This window comes from Kitasatospora sp. NPDC058170 (genome assembly GCF_042883905.1).
Classification (GTDB): Bacteria; Actinomycetota; Actinomycetes; order Streptomycetales; family Streptomycetaceae; genus Kitasatospora.
Window position 1 is genome coordinate 52761 of record NZ_JBHVUV010000003.1, and the last position, 18179, is coordinate 70939.

Here is an 18179-nt window from a genome sequence, read left to right on the forward strand (position 1 = left end):
GACAGGGACGGGAACGAGCGCGGGCTGGTCGGTGGTCACCGGGCGTGTCCCCTCGCGGGCCGGGCGGTGCGGGCGGCGAGGCCGAGGACGACGGAGGTCAGCACGGTGGTGGTGCCGCCGATGTCCGCGTAGAGGAAGTCGACCAGGACCCAGGTCAGCAGGGCGAGGGCGGCCAGCCCCTGTCCGGCGGGGGCGTGCCGCAGGCACCCGAGGAAGAGGCCGAAGAAGAGCGCGGCGTAGGCGACGATGCCGATCAGTCCCTGTTCGCTGAGCACCAGGAAGTACATGTTGTGCGGGGAGAGCAGTGGTTCGCGCTGGAAGCCGATGGTGGCGTCGGCGGCGTCGCTGCCGGAGGACAGCCGCAGCGGGGCGTGGCTGTCGCGCAGCTGCTGGAAGGCCTTGGGGCCGGCGCCGCTCACCGGGTGGTCCTGCCAGATCCGCTCGGCGGTGCCCCACAGGTCGTAGCGGTCGGAGACGGACTGGTCGGGGGCCGCGGAGACGGAGCCGATGCTGCCGATCCGGGCGGTGACGCCGGAGGCGCCGAGGCCGAGGCCGCCGACCAGGACGACGACGGCGGCGAGACCGAGGACGGCGCTGCGGACGGCGAGCCGGGCGTCGGCGCGCAGCAGCAGGACGGCGGCGGCGGCTCCGGTGGCGATCCAGCTGCCCCGGCTGAAGGAGACCGCGAGCGGGAAGGCGAGGAAGGCGGCGGCCGCGTACATCGCCCGGCGCAGCCGCCGGTCGCCGCCGGGGCCGCGTTCGCCGAGGGCGAGGGCGAGGGCGGCCAGCAGTCCGTAGCTGACCACGGTGGACATCGCCATGATGTCGAGCGCGCCGAAGGTGCCGACGGCCCGGATCGGCTGGCCGGTGTAGGAGGCGCCGGTGCGGGTGAGGTACTGGTGGGCGCCGACCACGCCCTGGATCAGCGCGGCGGCGACGAAGGAGCCGAGGATCAGCCGCTGGTCGGTGCGGTCGCGCAGGGCGCAGAGCACGCCGGCGGGCACCAGGACGAACACCTGGGTGAGCCGGACGAAGCCGGTGAGGCTGGTGGCCGGGTCGATCGAGCCGATGGTGGCGACGGCGGCGGAGAGCACGATCGCGCCGAACAGGGCGCAGGTGCCGCGGTCGATCGCGGGCAGCCGGCCGCGCAGCAGGTCCACGGCGGTGAGCGCGACCAGGGCGAGCGAGGCGAGGTCGGCGGCGGTGATGTGGACGGCGGCGCTCACGTCCTTCTCGCCGGTGGGCACGCAGACCAGCAGCACGGTGGCGGCGGCGAGCAGGCTGGGCCGGGCGGCCAGGGCGGCGCCCGCCCGGTGTAACGCCCGGGCGGGGTGGGGGCCGAGGTCGAGGGTGAGGGCCACGCTGGTGTCAGCTCCCGTCCGGGTGGAGCATCAGGGCCGCGGTGCGGAACAGGATCTTGACGTCCTGCCAGAGGCTCCAGCTCTCGATGTAGCGGTTGTCGAACCGGGCCCGGTCCTCGATCGAGGTGTCGCCGCGCAGGCCGTTGACCTGGGCGAGGCCGGTGAGGCCGACCGGGACCCGGTGGCGGTCGGCGTACTCGGGGTAGGCCTGGCTGAACCGCATGACGAAGTAGGGGCGCTCGGGGCGGGGGCCGACCAGGCTCATGTCGCCGCGCAGCACGTTCCACAGCTGCGGCAGCTCGTCCAGGGAGCTGCGGCGCATCAGCTTGCCGACGGCGCCCATCCGGTGGTCCTGGGAGATGTTCCAGCGGGTCGCCGACTCGTGCTCGTTGCTGGGCCGCAGGGTGCGGAACTTGAGGACGGTGAAGACCCGGCCGTCGAGCCCGGTGCGCTGCTGGCGGAAGAGCACGCCGGGGCCGGTGTCGAAGCGGACGGCGAGCGCGCACAGGGCGAGCACGGGGGCGAGGGCGAGCAGGCCGAGGGCGGCGGCGGTGACGTCCAGCGTGCGCTTGGCGGCCCAGCCGGGGCGGCGCATCGCGGCGCGGCCCACCCGCAGGCAGGGGAAGCCCCAGAGGTGGTCGCCGCCGGCGGTCCGGCCGGTCTCCAGCGAGCCGTACTCGCGCAGCGCGGGCACCAGCCAGACCTGGCAGCCGAGCCGGGCGGCGTCCCGCAGGGCGGCGGCGGTCTCGGCCTCGTCGGCGGCGCCGGCGGTGGCGACCACGTGGTGGACGCGGTGGCGGCGGACCTCGCGCTCCAGCACCTCGCGGCCGCCGAGCACCGGCAGGTCGGTGTCGCCGGCCAGCAGCGGCGGGTCGGGGTCGAGGAAGCCGACCGGGCGCATCCCGTACTCGCCGCGCTCGCTGAGGGCGGCGGCGACCCGGCGGCCGAGCCGGCCGGCGCCGAGGACCAGGACGGGGCTGGGGCGGCTGCGCCGGATCCGGCGGACCAGGTGGTAGGCGAGGGCCCGGCCGCAGACGGCGAGCAGCAGCTGGGCGCCGAGCAGGGCGGTCAGCCGGGCCGGGGTGGCGGGGCCGCAGTCGGGCCAGCGGCCGTCGAGGCATCCGGCCAGGGTGACGGCGAAGGCGGTGGCGACGACGGCGCGGACGGTCAGCGCGGGGAGCTCGTCGAGGACCGAGAGGGTGAGCCGGGTGCGGTAGAGGCCGCCGGCGAGGTTGAGCACGAGCAGCAGCGGCAGCAGGGCGGCGACGCCGAGCAGCGGGTCGACCCGCAGGGCCGGGTCCAGGGCCCGGTTGGCGAGGCCGGTGGCGGTGCACAGGGCGACGGCGTCGACCGCGATCAGGGCGGCGGGCAGGGCGAGCCGGGAGCGGACCGGTCGGCGGTGCCGACGGGTCGGCGGTGCGCTGCGGGCCTGGGCGGTCCTGGCCGGGCGGTCCAGCAGGCCGGTGGCGGGCCGCCGGGGGCCCGCCAGGGGCCGTCCCGGCCGTGGCACGCTGTCGTGGTCAATGGTCATCAGCGCACGAACTCCCCTGCTGTGTGCCCGGGGTGACGGCGCTCCGGCACCGGTTGGCCCGGGGCGGCCGTCCCGGCCCGGTGGGCGCGGTCCTGACAGCACCTGCTGCCGCTGGCGGCATTCGGTTTTCTCACGAATTCCCGGAGTGAAATCGAAACGAAGCAGGCGAAATCAGACAATACCGAGCGTCGGGTTGAATGCTGGAAGTCGACTTGCCATTTCATTCCAGCCGCCCATTAATAGGTATTTCCGACTTGACGCCTCACCCACATCCGGTTGAGGTGCGAATACGACAGCGCCAGAGCGGCGGGCATTCACGGCATGTGAAACGATCAGATCCGCTCTGGGACACGGGCCCGGCGGCGTCCGACCGCCGGACCGGCGCCCAGCAGATCGCGATAGAGAGCGTCCACCTGTTCGACCACCGAACGCACGTCATGGCGTGCGACGGCATGCTCCCGCAGCCGTGCGCCGCGTCGCTCGCATTCGATCGGATCGGACAGCGCTTCGGCCATTCGGGTGATCAGCGCGGACACGTCCTCGGGCGGCACCACGGCGCGTTCCCGCTCGGTCGGCGGCAGGCATTCCCGGGCCCCGGGCACATCGGTCAGCAGCACCGGCCGGCCGGCCGCCATCGCCTCCAGCGGCGCCAGCGCCATCCCCTCCCAGCGCGAGGGCAGCACCACCAGGTCGGCCGCCGCCAGCCAGGGCCGCGGATCCGGCACGTCCCCCGCGAGGCGGACCCGGGAGGGCTCGGCCGACTCCCGGACCGTGTCGGCCAGCCGGGCCTCGTCCGGTCCGCCGCCGACCAGCGCCAGGCGGGCCTGCGGCACCCGGCGCAGCACCTCCGGCCAGGCGGCGAGCAGCACGTCCTGGCCCTTCTGCCGGCACAGCCGCCCCACGCAGACGGCCAGCGGGGCGTCCAGGTCCAGCCCGAGGGCGATCCGGGCGGCCCGGCGCTCGGCGGGCGCGTAGTGCCGGACGTCGACACCGTTGGGCACCACCGCCCAGTCGGCGTGCAGACCGGCCGCCACGCCGTCGGCCCGCTCCTGGACGCTGACACAGAGCAGCCGGTGCGCCCAGCGGGTCGCGTACCGCTCCCAGCGCAGGGTGGCGGCGGCCAGCCCGCCGTCGACCGCGGCGAACGACCAGGCGTGCGGCTGGAAGACGGTCGGCACCGCGCCCCGGATGGCCAGACGGCCCGCCAACCCGGCCTTGGCGCTGTGCAGATGGACCATGTCGGGCGCGGCGGCCCGGACGATCCGGCGCAGCCGCCAGGCCTCGGCGGCGACGGCCGGGCCGGGCGAGCGGTCGGCGGGCCAGTCCTGGACCAGCGCGCCGACCGCGGCGGCGCCCTCGGCCAGCCGGCCGCCCTGCGGGCAGGCCACCAGCACCCGGTGGCCTGCCTCGCGCTGGCCGCGGACCAGGTCGGTGACCACGCGGGCGACTCCGCCGTCCACCGGCTGTGAAATGTGAAGGATCGTCATATGCACGGCGGCGAGCCTAGGGTGGCACCACCGGGCCGGGCCGCTACCGTCACCCTCAGGTGGCGGCCGTCCACCCGTACGGCGTTCGGCTCGTACGGGTGTCCGAACTCATCGAATCCGCTTACGAGTCGGGCGGCGCGCCGAGCAGGGGATCAGCGGACCTCGGCGGCGAGGTTGGCCAGCACCTGGTCGTGGATCCGGTTGAGGCCCTTCGGCGCGAAGGTCCGCTCGAAGAAGCCGCCGATGCCGCCCGCGCCCTGCCAGGTCGCCGAGACGGTCACCTTCGACCGGCCCTCGCCGGCCGCCGAGACCGTCCAGGTGATCACCATGCTGGAGTTGGCGTCCTTCTCCACCAGCTGGTCGGGCGCCGGCGCCGAGACGGTGAACAGGCAGTCCCGCACCCGCTTCTCGGTGGCCTGCAGCCGCCAGTGCACCTGCGTCCCCGCGCCGGTGCCGCCGGCCCGCACCTCGTACTCGCTGTACTGGGCGGGCAGCAGCTTCGGACGGGTCACCTGGTAGTCGGCGAGCGCCTCGTAGACCCGCTCCGGAGCGGCGTCGTACTCCCGCTCGGTGGTGGCCAGCACCTGTCCCATGTCCTGCTCTCCTCGTGAAGACGTCCGGTTTCACCGGCAAGCCAACCACAGCGGGACGCTCACGCCAGCCGGAGGCCTCCGGTGCGCTGCGCCCGGGCCTCGCCGAGGCGCAGCGCCAGCGCCGCGCCGGCCAGCAGCAGCGCGCACAGGACCGCCAGCCGGCCGAGGTCCGGGGCCAGCTCGCCGAGGCCCCGCCCCTCCAGCAGCGCCCCGCGCACCACCGTGAGGCTGCCGGTGAGCGGCAGCGCCGCACCGAGCGCGCGCAGCACGCCCGGCAGCGCGAAGGTCGGCAGCCGGACCCCGGCGACGAACCACATCGGGTCGTCCAGCACGGTGTAGACGAAGGCGGAGTCCCGGGAGAACACCATCAGGCTGTTGAGCAGCGCGCCCCAGGCGACCGCCGGCAGCAGCAGGGCGAGCAGCACCACCGGGTACATCCACGGCCCGGCCACGTCCAGGGCGCCGAAGCCGAACCCGGCGGCGCCCAGGAAGCAGGTGAGCAGCCAGGCGTTCTGCAGCAGCGCGCCGGCGCCGTTGGCGATCATCAGGACGAGCCGGTCGGCGGGCGAGAGGAAGAGCAGTTCGAGGGTGCCGGTGGTGCGCTCGTAGGTGAGGTTCCACGCGGACTGGACGAGCGAGAAGAAGAACGCCCAGGCCAGTGCGCCGGTGGCGAGGAAGCCGAGCAGCCGGGCCGGGTCGGCGGCGAGCGGCCAGCGGGCGGCGGCGGCCGCGCCGGCGGCGATCGGGTGCAGGGTGTAGTAGGTGGCGGCGAGCTGCAGCAGCGGCCAGAGCAGCATCGACGCGAGCACCAGCGGCTGGCCGAACAGGGTGCGGTGCTGCTTGAGCGCCTCGGCGGCGAACACCTTGGCGGCGTGCCGCAGCGCCCGGCCGGGGCGCGCGGTGCGCGGCGATGGCGGCAATGGCGACGGCGACGGTGCGGGCGGGCCCGCGGGGAGCGGCGGCGGGAGGGCGCGGTCGGCCAGGGCGAACAGCGGCGCGTCGACGGGCGTCGGGCCGGTCATCCGGCCACCGCCAGGGGCGCGTCGGTCAGTGCGAGGACGGCGTCCTCCAGGGTGGCCTCGGTGACCTCCAGACCGCCGATCGACCCGCCGGCGGCCACGATCGCGCCGGCCAGCGGTCCGGCGACGTCCTCCGGGTGCCGGACGGTGACCAGCAGCGCGCCCTCCCCGGTGCTGTCGAGCTCCGTGCGGCCGCCGAGTCCGCGGGTGAACGCGGTGATCCGGTCCGAGAGCTCCGGCGAGGGGTTGGTGACGGTGACCCGGACGCTGCGGTGGCTGCCGGTCGCCGCCTTGAGCCCGGCCGGGCTTCCCGCGGCCAGGTGGCGGCCGCCGGAGATCACGTAGACGTGCTCGCACAGCTCCTCGACCTCGGCCAGGTAGTGCGAGGTGAGCAGCACCCCCCGGCCCTCGGCGGCGAGTTCGGCGACCACCCGGCGCAGGTCGCGGGCGATCGGCGCGTCCAGCCCGAGGGTGGGCTCGTCCAGCAGCAGGTAGGCCGGGTCGTTGATCAGGCCGCGGGCGATGGAGAGCCGCTGGGTCATGCCGCGCGAGTACCGCTCGACCGGGGTGTCGGCGGCGTCGGTGAGGCCGACCAGCTCCAGCAGCTCGCCGATCCGCACCCGCAGCACGGCGGTGGGGACGTCGTAGAGGCGGCCGAAGTAGCGCAGGTTCTCGGCGCCGGTGAGCCTGCCGTAGACCATCCGCTCGCCGCCGGCGATCAGGTTGATCCGGCGGCGGGCCTCGCGGGCGTGCTCGACCACGTCCAGGCCGTCCAGGGTGACGCTGCCGGAGGTCGGGCGGAGCAGGGTGGCGAGGATCTTGATGGTGGAGGTCTTTCCGGCGCCGTTGAGGCCGAGCAGGCCGGTGACCCGGCCGCGCGGGATCTCCAGGTCGAGGCCGTCGACGGCGGTCTTCACGGCGCGCGGGCCGAACAGGCCCTTCTCCCTGGTCCGGAAGGTCTTGCGCAGGGCGTGGGTGCGGATCATGTCAGCGGCTCCGGGTGCGGGGTCGTCCGGTTCACGGTCAGAAGCTCCGTTCGATGGCGCGGCGCTCGGCGGCGGGCAGCAGCCGCAGGCCGAGCAGCAGGTAGCCGGCGCTGAGCGCGAGGCAGGTGACCAGCCGCGGGAGGAGGTCGGCGAGCGGCCGCCCCTCGCCGAGGGCGCCGCGCAGCACGTCCATCGCGGAGGTCACGGGCAGCAGTTCGGCCAGCCACCGGGCGGGCGCGGGCAGGTAGCTGTTGGGGAAGGTGATGCCGCAGAGCAGCGAGACCGCGAGGAAGACGGTGTTCTGCGAGATGTGCGCCTCGCCGGCGACGATCATCAGGGCGCCGAGCAGCACGGCGGCGCCGAACACGGCGGCGCTGAGCGCGAGCACCCCGGCGAGGGCGGCCAGCGGGTGCCAGGCGGGCAGGGTGATGCCGAGCACCGCGGCGAAGCCGCCGAGCAGGCCGACCTCGACGGCGGTGTTGAGCAGCGCGAAGCCGGTGAAGCCGAGCAGGTACGGCAGCCGGGTGGCCGGGGCGATCAGCAGGGCGCCGAGGGTGCCCTGGCGCTGTTCGGTGATCAGCGCCTTGCTGCTCCAGAGCAGCATCCGCACGGTGAACATGTAGCCGCCCGCGCCGACGGCGATGTAGCCGAGGTAGTCGGCGCCGCCGGCCCGGGCCGTGAAGTCCTCGGCCACCGAGCCGCCGCCGATGGCGTGCAGGCCCAGGTAGGACAGTCCGATGGTGAACACGCCGATCAGCAGGCAGCCGACGGCGTACGACCACGGGTAGGCCCGGCTGGTCATGGTCCAGGTCCGGCGCAGGGTCGCCCAGGCGACAGGCATCCGTTTCCCCCCGATCTCTCAATGAGTTCCGATGAGGAACTTACAAGTTCCCTTTCGGAACCCGCAAGGGGGTGCGAGGATGGGCCGCTCGGTCGGTGAGGAGGATCAACGGTGCTCAGAGACGTGCCCGCACACGATGCGCACTGCGCGATCGCCCAGTCGGCGGCGGTGATCGGCGACTGGTGGAGCATCCTGATCGTCCGTGAGTCGGCGCGCGGGCGGCTGCGCTTCGACGAGCTCCAGCACGAGCTGGGCATCTCCCGCAAGGTGCTCACCGAGCGGCTCGGCCACCTCACCGGGTCCGGCGTCCTGGAACGGGTGCCGTACCAGCAGGGCCCGGTGCGCTACGAGTACCGGCTGACCGAGTCCGGGCGGGCGCTGCTGCCGGTCCTGGTCGCCATGCAGGACTGGGCCGACCGCTGGCTGCTCGGCGACGGCTCGCTCTCCGGCTCCGCCGCGCCCGACAGCGCCGAGAGCGCCCGGATGGCCGCGCTCCCCGGCACCCGGCTGCCCGCCCTCACGCTGCCCGCGCACACCGGCGGCGAGCTCGACCCGGTCGACCCGGCGGCCGGCGCCACCGTGCTGTTCTGCTACCCCGCCACCGGCCGGCCCGCACCGCTGCCCGCCTCCTGGGGCGCCATCCCCGGGGCCGTCGGCTGCACGCTGGAGAACCGGCTGTTCCGCGAGGCCTACCCGGAGTTCCGCGCGGCCGGGCTGGCGCTGCGCGGGGTCTCCACCCAGCGGCCGGACGAGCAGCGGGAGTTCGCCGAGGCCGAGGAGATCCCCTTCCCCCTGCTGTCGGACCTCGACGTCCGGCTGGCGGCCGCGCTGCGGCTGCCCACCTTCCACGTCGGCCAGGGGCTGCGGCTCAAGCGGGCGGTCCTGGTGCTGGACCGCGAACGGGTGGTGCGCCGGGCCGTCTTCCCCGTCACCGACATCCCCGGCGCCGTCCGGCAGGCACTGGCGGACGCCCGCGAGGTGGCGGGTCGGGTCCGGTAGGACAGTCGCGTTAGGGTGGCCGATGTGCTCGATCAGGTGACAGCAGTGCGCTATGTCGACCCGCTGCGGGCCGGCGGCTCGGTGCCAGGCGTCGTGGAGACCGACGACCTGGGCACCTACGTGGTGAAGTTCACCGGCGCCGCGCAGGGCCGCAAGGCGCTGGTGGCCGAGGTGATCGTCGGCGAGCTCGCCCGCCGGCTCGGACTGCGGGTCCCGGAGCTGCGGCTGGTCGACTTCGACCCGGCGATCGCCGACGGCGAGCCCGACGCCGAGATCCAGGACATCCTCCGGGCCAGCAGCGGGATCAACCTCGGGATGGACCTGCTGCCCGGTGCCGTCGACTTCAAGCCCGGCATGATCCCCGTCGACCCGGCCGAGGCCGGGCGGGTGGTCTGGCTGGACGCCCTCACCGGCAACGTCGACCGCACCGTGCACAACCCCAACCTGATGGTCTGGCACCACCGGCTCTGGCTGATCGACAACGGCGCCGCGCTGATCTTCCACCACCGCTGGGCCGGTGCCGAGGCGGCCGTCGGCAAGCGCTACGACCTCAGCGCCCACGCCCTCGGCGGCTACCGGCCGGACGTCCGGCTGGCCGACGAGGAGCTCGGCCCGCTGGTCACCGCCGGGCTGCTGGAGGAGGTGGTCGCCCTGGTCCCCGAGGAGTGGCTGGCCGACGAGCCCGGCTTCGACTCGGTGGACGCGCTGCGCCGCGCGTACGTCGCCCATCTGGCCGCCCGGGCGGCCCGCTCGCCGCAGTGGCTGCCGGAGGGGTTCGCCACCACCGAGCAGCTGCGCGAGGCCGAGGCCCGCCGGGCGGCCCGGGCCAGGGCCGGCCGGCCCGCCTGGCTCCAGGAGGTCCCGGACCTGCACGGCAAGCCGTCCGTCGGGACGGAGTGGGGCCGGCACGTGGAGTGACGGGCCCGGCGGGCCGGGGTGACACGGGCCGAGGCTCGCGCCGTCCCGCGGTCCCGCGCGCCTGCGGTCAGCCCATCGCCGGGCGGACCCAGCCGATGTACGCGACCGCCGTGCCGACCAGCAGGCCGAGGCAGTGCAGCGCGAAGAGCGCGGCCCGGTTCACCCGGCGCACCGAGGGGGAGAGCAGCGCCAGGGCCGGTACCGCCAGGCCCGCCAGGGGGCCCGCGGACAGCTGCAGCAGCACCGGCAGCACCTCGCCGACGCTCCCGCCGGAGGCGAGCCCCATCACGGTGACCACCAGGCCGCCGCCGACCATCAGGCCCAGCATCGGGCCGGCGGCGAGCAGCTGGGCGATCCCCAGCACCAGCCACGGCCAGCTCCGCCCGCCGCTCTGACGGACCGGGGGCTGCCATCCGGTGAAGGTCTGTGCCATGCCGCTCTGCTCCTCGAAGACGTGCCCGGTCGCGCCTGCCAGGGGTGTTTGCAAAGTCCCACCCGGTCCGGGTGGGACTTTGCAAACACCCCCTTGGTCCATTCTGGCGATCCGGCCGGTGCCCCCACCTGAGTACCGGTACTCAAAAAGGTGGGGAGCGGGACCTGAGTCCCACTCCCCACCCTGTGGTCGTTCAGTGCCGGGCTACGCCCGGTCCGGCCCGGTCCGACGCCGGGTCAGCGGCTCAGCGCCACCACTGGACCGCCTTCTCGGCGTTGATGATGCCCGCGCCGTAGAAGCCGTTGTCGTCCGCGCCACCCTCGCAGTTGGCGGTCCACTCACCGGCACCGCCCGGGTTGAACGGGGAGGTCGGGCAGGCGTGCGACTCGGCCTGGCTGGTCAGCATCTCGGTCAGCTCCTCCGGGCTCGCCCACGGGAAGGTGCTGGCGAGCAGGGCGAGCACGCCGGCGGCGTGCGGCGAGGCCATCGAGGTGCCCTGCATGTAGCCGTACTTGCCACCCGGGATGGTGGACAGGGTGCGGCCGTTCTTGTCCGGGGTGTCCGGGATCTGGTAGCGGCGGTCGCCACCGGGGGCGGCCACGGTGACCTTGCCCTTGCCGTAGCTGGAGTAGTACGACTTGTCGCCGTTCACGCCCACCGAGGAGACCGAGATGACGCCGTCCAGCTCGGTCGGCAGGTTCAGGCAGTCCTGGGTGATCGGACGCTCGCCCGGGGTGGTGTCGTCCGGGCTGGCGACGTCCTTGGTCTTGTGGGCGAGGTCGATGTTCTCGTTGCCCGCCGCGGCCACGTTGAGGACGCCCTTGCGCTGCGAGAACTCGACCGCGCGGCGGACGGCGGTGGTGATCGCCGCCTGGTCCGCGTCGTTCTGGCAGTTGAACATCCACGGGTCGACGAAGTAGCTGTTGTTCGTCACCTTGAAGTGGTGCTCACCGGCCCAGACGAAGCCGCAGACCGCGTACTCCGGGTAGATGAACCCGCCGTCGTCGACCACCTTGACGGCGGCCAGCTTGACGTTCGGGGCGATGCCCTCGATGCCCTTGCCGTTCTTGGCGGCGGCGATGGTGCCGGCCACGTGGGTGCCGTGGTCGCCGTCGACGCCCGGCTGCCAGGCCTCGAAGGCGGTGTTCGGCTTGCCGCCGTCTATGCAGGAGACCGACTGCGAGGCGTCGACGTTGGCCTTGAGGTCCTCGTGGTTGGCATCGATGCCGGAGTCCAGCACGCCGACGGTGACCTTGTTGCTGCCGAGCGACAGCTTGTGCGCCTTGTCCACGCCGATCTGGCGCATGTCCCACTGGTTGGCCCAGTTGGGCTCCTCGCCGGCGGCGGCGGCCGCGGCAGCGGCGGCGGCGGTCGGCTCGGCGGCGACCTCGGCCTTCCGGGTGTCGGCGGCGGTGATGCCCTTGGTGCGGCTGGCGCCGACCGACTGGACACCCTTCGCCTGCCGCAGCTTGGCGGCGAACTTGGTGTCGGTCGAGCGGGCGATCACCACGCCGATCTGCTCGTACGAGTACACCACCGAGCCACCGAGGGTGGTGATGGCCTTCTCGACCTTCTGCACCTGGCCGTGGTTGGCCTGGGTGTTCACGACGTAGCTGAGCAGCGGCCCGGTCGTCGGCTCGGCCCCGGCGGCCGCGACGGCGGTACCGGCCGGCAGCACCAGAGCGCCGGCCGTGGCGAGGACGAGGCCCACCGCGGCGTACCGGGTCCGGCTGATCCGAGGAACACTCATAGGGGTTGGCCCTCCCGAGTCGTCATGCACAACTGCGGTTGGCAGGTGCACTGGAATGATCGGGACGCTAGTGAACATGCGTTGCAATCCGCAAGAGGTAGTCATCTAATCGACACAGTTCGAACACTTGCGAGGTCGATGACTCCAGGCCACGGACGGGATGTCAATCCATACGGTGAATAAAATGGCTTCCGTGCCGTCAATTCGGCCGAGCGCAGACGATCCACCTCGAACAACCCGCGCAGACGGGTGACGGCAGCGTACCCGCGGCCGATTCCCCCGGGCCGGGCCGGGCCTGCGGGCCCCTCAGAACCGGGCCGGCGGACCGCTCAGAGCCGGTACAGGCGTCGGGCGTTGCCGGCGGCCACCTGCCGGGCCAGGCGCTGCGCGTCGGCCGCCGTACAGGCGCCGTCGGCCCGCCAGCCGTCCAGTAGGCTGCCCAGGCCGTGCCGGAACTGGGCCGCGCCGACCAGGTACAGCTCCGGCAGGCCGTAGGCGTCGGTCGAGAACAGCAGCTTGCCGAACGGCGCCAGCTCCAGCATCTCGCCGAGCACGGCGGCTGCCCGGGGGCCGACGTAGGAGGCCGTCAGCCCGAGGTCGGTGTACACCTGCGGGAAGGCCTGGGCCAGCCAGCCGGCCTGCCGGTGGTACGGGTAGCAGTGCAGCAGCACCAGCGGCACGCCGCTCGGCTCCGCCGCCCGGACGAACCCGGTCAGCAGCGAGGGGTCGGCCCGGTGCAGGGTCAGGTCCGGATCCCCGAAACCGGTGTGCAGCTGGAGCGGCAGGCCCAGCCCGGCACAGACGTCCAGGGCCGTCCAGAGCAGGTGGTGCAGCAGCACGGGGTCGGTCAGCCGCCCGTGGCCGGCCCGCAGCCGCGCCCCGGCGGCGGCCACCACCTCCCGGGTGGCGGGCCGCTCGGGGGGCACCGCCAGGCCGCTGCGGTAGGCCAGCACCGACTTGACCGCCACCGCGCCGGCGGCCGCCGACGCCAGCGCCGCGCACACCGCGGCCGGCCAGTCGGCGGCCGCCGGGGCGAGCGACTCGACGACGGCCTCCAGCCGGACCACCTCGCGCACCCGGGCGCCCGACACCTCGGCGAACTCGCCCAGCGGCAGCAACGGGTGGCCGCCCGCCCCGGTCAGCCCGGTGTCCACCAGACAGGTGTCCAGGGCGGCGGCCGCGAGCAGCCGCCGGGTGGCCTCGGCGGCGCCGAGCTCGCGTCGGCGGGCCAGGTAGTCGGCGGCCGGGGCGTGCGCCGGGAGCCCCAGCGCCGGCGGGCACCAGCGGCGGACGGCGAGGCCGAGCGCACTGTCGAACGGCGAGCAGCCGGGCGCGGGCGGGCGGTCGGACTCGGTGAGCAGCCCGGCCAGGACGTCGTCGGCCAGCTCGGCCGCCACCACGCTGTGGCAGTGGTGGTCGACCAGGGCGGGGACGTCCAGCGGGGGCACCGGTCAGTACCGCCAGCGGGTGGCCGCCACCAGCTGCTCGGGGGTGGCCGAGGCGTACTGCTCGCTCTCGGCCTGCCGGACGGCCAGCACCGCCTCGTACAGCCGGTCGCCGAGCGCCTCGCGGAGCACCGCGGACTTCCGGTAGGCCGCGAGCGCCTCGGCCGGGCCCGTGGGCAGCCGGGGCACCGTCCCGGGCGCGGCCTCGGCCGGATCCCCGGTGAACTCCGGTGGCAGCGCGAGCCGTTGGTCCAGCCCGGCGAGGCCGGCGGCGAGCACCGCGCCGACCGCGAGGTAGGGGTTGGCGGTGGCGTCGAAGCACTTGACCTCGGCGTTGGCGGCGGTCGAGCGCTCCCCCGAGGAGCCGGTGACCAGCCGCAGCGCGGCCTCCCGGTTCTCCAGGCCCCAGCACTGGTAGGCGCCGGCCCAGTGCGAGGGCACCAGCCGCAGGTACCCGGCGGGGCTGGAGCAGCCGAGCACCAGCAGCTCGGGCAGCGCGCCGAGCACCCCGGCGAGGAAGCCCTCGGCCTCGGCCGTCAGCCCGTGCGGGCCGGGGCCGCCGCGGCCCAGGTTCCGCCCGTCGCGCCACAGGCTCAGATGGAGGTGGCCGCCGTTGCCGACCGCGCCGGCCTCGACGACGGGGGCGAAGGAGGCCCGCAGCCCGTGCCGGGCGCCGACCGCCCGGACGGTGTGCCGGACCAGGACCGAGGTGTCGGCGGCGCCGACCGGGCCCTCGGGGGCGAGGGACACCTCGAACTGGCCCGGTGCGTACTCGGGGTGGATCTGGAGGACCTTCAGCCCCTGCTCGCCGAGCGCGCGCAGGACGTCCCGGAGGTAGTCGGAGAGGTCGGTCAGCCGCTGCATGCCGTAGGCCGGGCCGTACGTCGGGTACTGCGGCTCCTGCTGGGGCGGACCGGCGAGGGCGACCGTCCACTCGACCTCGATGCCGGCCTTGACGCCGATCCCGCGGGTGGCCGCGGCGGCCTCCATCCGGCGGGCGAACAGCCGCTGGCAGCCCGGGTGCGGGCCGCCGGTCTGGGTGTACCGCTCCCCCGGCGCCCAGGCCCAGCCGGGCTGGGCGGCCAGCGGGACGACCCGGTCGAGATCCGGGTAGAGCCGCAGATCGCCCGTCGGTCCGCCGCTGAGCCGGCTGGTGGTGATGGAGTCGTCGGCCAGGAAGACGTCGAAGCAGGGCGCGGCGCCGACGCCCCACTGGGCGGCGTGCACCAGGCCGCCCAGCGGTACCGCCTTGGCCCGGGCGATGCCGGCGTTGTCCACCCAGGTGACGGCCACCGCCTCCACCCCGCCCGCGCGCAGCCGCTCGACGGCCTCCTGTGCCCGCTCGGCCCGCTCGGCGCGCGGTGGCAGCGCCACGGCGGCGGCGGGGCCGGCGGGGCCTGCGGCGTCGACGGGGCCCGCGGGCGGCTCGGAGGGGTCGGCGAGGCCGGCGGACGCGACGGTTCCGGTGCTCATGCCTCCATGCTGCCGCGCCCGCTGACCAGGGGGAATTCCCCTATCGGGTGGTTCGGGCGGACGCCTGTCCGCCCGTTCACCCCTCCGGGTCGAACAGGGCCACCAAGTCCCCCGCGGTGAGCCGCTCCAGGGTGTCGGGAGCGGCGTCCAGCGGGCCGGGGTAGAGCCGGTAGAGCGCGCCCGAGACGGGGGCGGGCGCCGGGACGTCGGCGTGCACCAGCGCGGTGAACACCCTGCGGTGGGCGAGCTGCTCGGCCAGCACCCGGTCGAGGACCGGGCCCGTCAGCTCGCCGTCGTTCCCGCGCCGCTCGCGCAGCCGCTCGGCGAAGGCCGCCACCGGTTCGTCGGCGGCCCGGCGGTAGCTGCTGAGCACGCCGCCGGAGCGGTCCCGGACCAGCACCTCGTCGGTGCGGGCGGCGGCGGTGGCGCAGGCGAGGTCCCAGAGCGTGGCGCGGGAGCCCTCGGCGAAGTGCGCCAGCACGTCCGAGGCCAGGGCGCCGATCCGGTCCCGGTAGCGCCAGACGCTGTGGAAGCCGCCGGAGGCACCGGTGTTGAGGTCGGTCCAGGTGTACGCGCGCCGGCCGAGGTCGACGATCATCGGGACGCAGACCTTGGCGTCCCCGCTCAGGTCCAGCCGCTGGCGGACGGCCGCCGGGTGGAAGTGGCCGGTGCGGTGGCGGGCCGCCTCCGGGGCGTCCAGCTCCATGAACCCGGCGAATGCGTCGGCCAGGTCCTCGAACGGGACGTCGTTGTAGCTGAAGACGATGACGACCGCGTACCGGGCGCCCCCCTCGGCCAGCGCGGGCAGGTCGAGGTCGACGTACTCGGTGGCGCCGTGCGGGGGCGGGGCCGAGGTGAAGTCACCGGAGTGCACGGCGGCGCGCTTGCCGTGCACCAGGCGGGTGTAGTCGCACAGGCCGACCGGCTCCCACCGCTCGTCGTACAGCGCCACCGAGAGGTCGAGGTCCACCCGCTGGCGCGGGGTCTGCATCCAGTGCAGGAAGAGCCGGACCCGGCCGCCGTCGGGCAGCCGCTGGACGCTGCCGCGCGGCACGGCGACCAGCGACTTGGCGACGGCCCGCTCGGCGAACGGGACCACCAGGTCGGCCAGGCCCTCGTCGAGGACGGCGACGTCGAAGCGCTCGTGCTTCCCGGCGCGGCGCAGCAGCTCCGCCTCGATCAGCGTGCAGACGGGGGCGCTGAGCGCGGCCGGGACCTCGGTGCCCCAGTCGTCGCGGGCGTGCGCCAGCGAGACCCGCCCGCGCGGGAAGTACAGCCGGCGCTCGCCGACCTCGCGCGGGCCGCGCAGCCGCCCGTACGCGCCGAGCAGCGGGCCGGGCGCGACCTTGCGCAGGGCGGCGGGCAGGGCCTCGGCGAGCGCGGCGGGCAGCGGCTCGCCGGGGCTCCAGGAGGCGTGCACCCGCAGCAGGTGGTGCAGTCGGCGGACCAGCTCGCCGGGGCGGCGGGCCAGCAGGGCGACGGCGGCGGAGACGTCGCCGCCCGCGAGGGCCTGCTCGACCCGTGCGGCGAAGGTGCTGACGACCAGCCGGGTGTGGCCGCCCGGGGTCTCGCTGACCCGCAGCGGGGCGGGGGCGGCGCGCAGCTCGGGGCCGAGGCCGTGCAGGTCGAGGTCGCTCTGCCGGAGCACGGCGAACGCGGCGGTGGCGTACGGGAACCGGGCCCGGTGCTCGTACGGGTGCAGCAGCTCGCCGGCGCGCAGCCAGGCGGCGCGGTGCCGGCCGAGGTCCTCGGCGAGGGTGCCGAGCGGGAACGCGTCCAGGACGGCGAGCAGTTCGCGGCGCAGCGGGCGGGGCAGGTTGCGCAGCCGCAGGCCCTTGGCGGTGGCGGGCAGCAGGTCGGGTTCGGCGCCGGACCAGGCCCAGATCAGCCGCAGCACGTCGGTGGCGGTGGTGAGGTGGGCGGCGAGCAGCGGCCGGGCGGTGGCCTGGTCGCGGCGGAGCAGCACGGCGAGGACGGTGGCCCGGCTCTCCCGGACGGGGATGTCGGCGGGCAGCCAGTCGGCCGGGTCGGCGGGGGCGTGGTCGAGCAGCAGGGCGAGGTCCTCGCGGTCCTGCGGGTTCAGCGGGGTGCGGCGGCCCAGCAGTCGGCCGAGCTCGGTGGCCGCGGCGGCGGCCGGGTCGGCGCCCGCGGCCAGCCGCAGCGGGCGCAGCACGGTGTCCGGGCCGTGCTCGCGGGCGGCGTTGCGCACCGACTTGGCGTCCAGCGGCAGGTGGCGCTCCGCGGCGATCGGGGTACCGCAGAGCGGGCAGGCCCGGCCGGCCGGGCCGGAGCTCGTGAGCTCGTCGTAGCAGTCGCCGCAGAGCAGGTGGGCGCAGGGCGCGAGGGCGCCGATGCCGGACTCGGCGCCGACGCACTCGCAGGCGGCGCAGATCTGGTTCGGCTGGTTGAGCAGGAAGGCGCGCACGTGCGCGGAGTAGTAGCTGTGCGCGTGGTTGGGCACGCCGTCGGGGAAGCGCCGGAACAGCGCCTGGTGCTTGCGGTCGGCGCCGGTCGACTCGTCGATCTGGCGCAGCAGCGTCTGCCCCGCGTCGGCCAGCCCGGCCGGCCGCAGCCGCCCGAGCGCGGCGCGCAGCGGACCGGTCAGCAGGTATCCGCGCTGCGCGAGGTCCGCCTCCAGCGCGAGCAGCCCGCGGGCGCTCCACGGATCGGGCTCCCCCGTCCCGCCGCCCTGGACGGCGACGGCGCCGAGCCGGCGCAGCAGGTAGGCGTCGAGGCGGGTGTCGGGCGCGGCGGTGCTCTGCTTCTTCACTGGTGGATCCCCCGGAGATACGACGAAGCGGGGGCGGAGAGTGGGCGCACTCGGGTCATTTTGGAGATGAGAGAAGGAAGCACGCCGCGGAGCCGCCCCCGCACCGCACACCCTAGCGAAGCCCGCTCGGCGCACCGAACGAATTTCCGCGGGCCTCGTGCCCGGAGGATCCGGTCCGGCGGGCCGGTCGGCCCGGTGCGCGGCTTGGGAGATCGTCGCCGTGGGACTTGTTAATAGGTACCGCCGCCCTCTTCCTACTCGCCGGTAGCTTCGCTACAGTGACCGCACGCACCACCGCCGGGCTTCGGGAGCCGCACCGGCGGGGTCGTTCGTCGGCGCGCGGGATTCGCGCGTGGCGGGCGGCGGTCGAGTGCGTCCTTCACCGGTCGGTGCCGCGGATCGCGGCGGGCCGGATTCTCTCCTCGTATCAGAGCCGCTTCCTTTCACCCAGAGCGCCTGAGTACCACGGCACACCCGCAGCACGGCCGGAGCGGACCGGCGGCTGCGCGCGTGCGCCGCAACCGTCATCTCCCAAGCCCCCGCGCGCGAACCCTCCTCCGGCGGCGGCCGCCC

General features: G+C 75.0%; 14 protein-coding genes. 2 read left to right on the forward strand and 12 right to left on the reverse strand.

Annotated elements, in window-relative coordinates; all coding sequences use genetic code 11:
* Positions 1–35: 35 nt before the first annotated feature.
* The 7 genes from ACFVVX_RS04805 to ACFVVX_RS04835 all read right to left on the reverse strand — a co-directional run bounded on the left by ACFVVX_RS04805 (position 36) and on the right by ACFVVX_RS04835 (position 7818).
* Positions 36–1361 carry an O-antigen ligase family protein gene (locus ACFVVX_RS04805; protein ID WP_387941422.1) on the reverse strand — a complete coding sequence of 442 codons (1326 nt, stop codon included), beginning with the start codon at positions 1359–1361 and terminating at the stop codon, positions 36–38.
* A 7-nt stretch (positions 1362–1368) separates the two neighbouring features.
* Positions 1369–2892 (reverse strand): exopolysaccharide biosynthesis polyprenyl glycosylphosphotransferase, encoded by a 1524-nt coding sequence (locus tag ACFVVX_RS04810; RefSeq protein WP_387941424.1) that lies wholly within the window; start codon positions 2890–2892, stop codon positions 1369–1371.
* A gap of 332 nt (positions 2893–3224) precedes the next feature.
* Positions 3225–4379 carry a glycosyltransferase gene (locus ACFVVX_RS04815; RefSeq protein ID WP_387941426.1) on the reverse strand — a complete coding sequence of 385 codons (1155 nt, stop codon included), beginning with the start codon at positions 4377–4379 and terminating at the stop codon, positions 3225–3227.
* Positions 4380–4531: 152 nt separating this feature from the next.
* Entirely contained in the window at positions 4532–4972 is a 441-nt protein-coding gene (locus ACFVVX_RS04820) for an SRPBCC family protein (RefSeq protein WP_387941428.1), read from the reverse strand.
* Positions 4973–5031: 59 nt separating this feature from the next.
* On the reverse strand, positions 5032–5994 hold the full coding sequence (locus ACFVVX_RS04825) for an ABC transporter permease (protein WP_387941430.1): 963 nt from the start codon (positions 5992–5994) through the stop codon (positions 5032–5034).
* Positions 5991–6977 (reverse strand): ABC transporter ATP-binding protein, encoded by a 987-nt coding sequence (locus tag ACFVVX_RS04830; protein ID WP_387941432.1) that lies wholly within the window; start codon positions 6975–6977, stop codon positions 5991–5993. Before ACFVVX_RS04830 ends, ACFVVX_RS04825 begins: the two co-directional genes overlap by 4 nt.
* A gap of 37 nt (positions 6978–7014) precedes the next feature.
* Complete coding sequence (locus ACFVVX_RS04835) at positions 7015–7818, reverse strand: ABC transporter permease (RefSeq protein WP_387941434.1); 804 nt, start codon at positions 7816–7818, stop codon at positions 7015–7017.
* Positions 7819–7941: 123 nt separating this feature from the next.
* On the opposite strand from ACFVVX_RS04835, the gene ACFVVX_RS04840 reads away from it, so the two are divergent.
* Together ACFVVX_RS04840 and ACFVVX_RS04845 are read left to right on the forward strand one after the other, a co-directional pair.
* Positions 7942–8817, forward strand: coding sequence for a winged helix-turn-helix transcriptional regulator (locus ACFVVX_RS04840; RefSeq protein ID WP_387941436.1), 876 nt, complete (start codon positions 7942–7944; stop codon positions 8815–8817).
* A gap of 24 nt (positions 8818–8841) precedes the next feature.
* Entirely contained in the window at positions 8842–9735 is an 894-nt protein-coding gene (locus ACFVVX_RS04845; RefSeq protein WP_387941438.1) for a HipA family kinase, read from the forward strand.
* Positions 9736–9802: 67 nt separating this feature from the next.
* Here the strand turns inward: ACFVVX_RS04845 and ACFVVX_RS04850 are convergent, their stop codons facing one another.
* The 5 genes from ACFVVX_RS04850 to ACFVVX_RS04870 form a co-directional block, all read right to left on the reverse strand.
* Positions 9803–10168, reverse strand: a complete 366-nt coding sequence (locus tag ACFVVX_RS04850) for a hypothetical protein (protein WP_387941440.1) — start codon at positions 10166–10168, stop codon at positions 9803–9805.
* A gap of 244 nt (positions 10169–10412) precedes the next feature.
* The gene (locus ACFVVX_RS04855) at positions 10413–11918 is read right to left on the reverse strand and encodes a S8 family serine peptidase (protein WP_387941442.1); all 1506 of its coding nucleotides are present in this window, start codon (positions 11916–11918) and stop codon (positions 10413–10415) included.
* 329 nt (positions 11919–12247) lie between these two features.
* Positions 12248–13366 carry an amidohydrolase family protein gene (locus ACFVVX_RS04860; protein ID WP_387941444.1) on the reverse strand — a complete coding sequence of 373 codons (1119 nt, stop codon included), beginning with the start codon at positions 13364–13366 and terminating at the stop codon, positions 12248–12250.
* Positions 13367–13369: 3 nt separating this feature from the next.
* Complete coding sequence (locus ACFVVX_RS04865; RefSeq protein WP_387941446.1) at positions 13370–14836, reverse strand: glutamine synthetase; 1467 nt, start codon at positions 14834–14836, stop codon at positions 13370–13372.
* Positions 14837–14912: 76 nt separating this feature from the next.
* A complete protein-coding gene (locus tag ACFVVX_RS04870; protein ID WP_387941448.1) occupies positions 14913–17606 on the reverse strand; it encodes an MXAN_6230/SCO0854 family RING domain-containing protein in 2694 nt (897 codons plus the stop codon).
* Between the last annotated feature and the right edge of the window lie 573 nt (positions 17607–18179).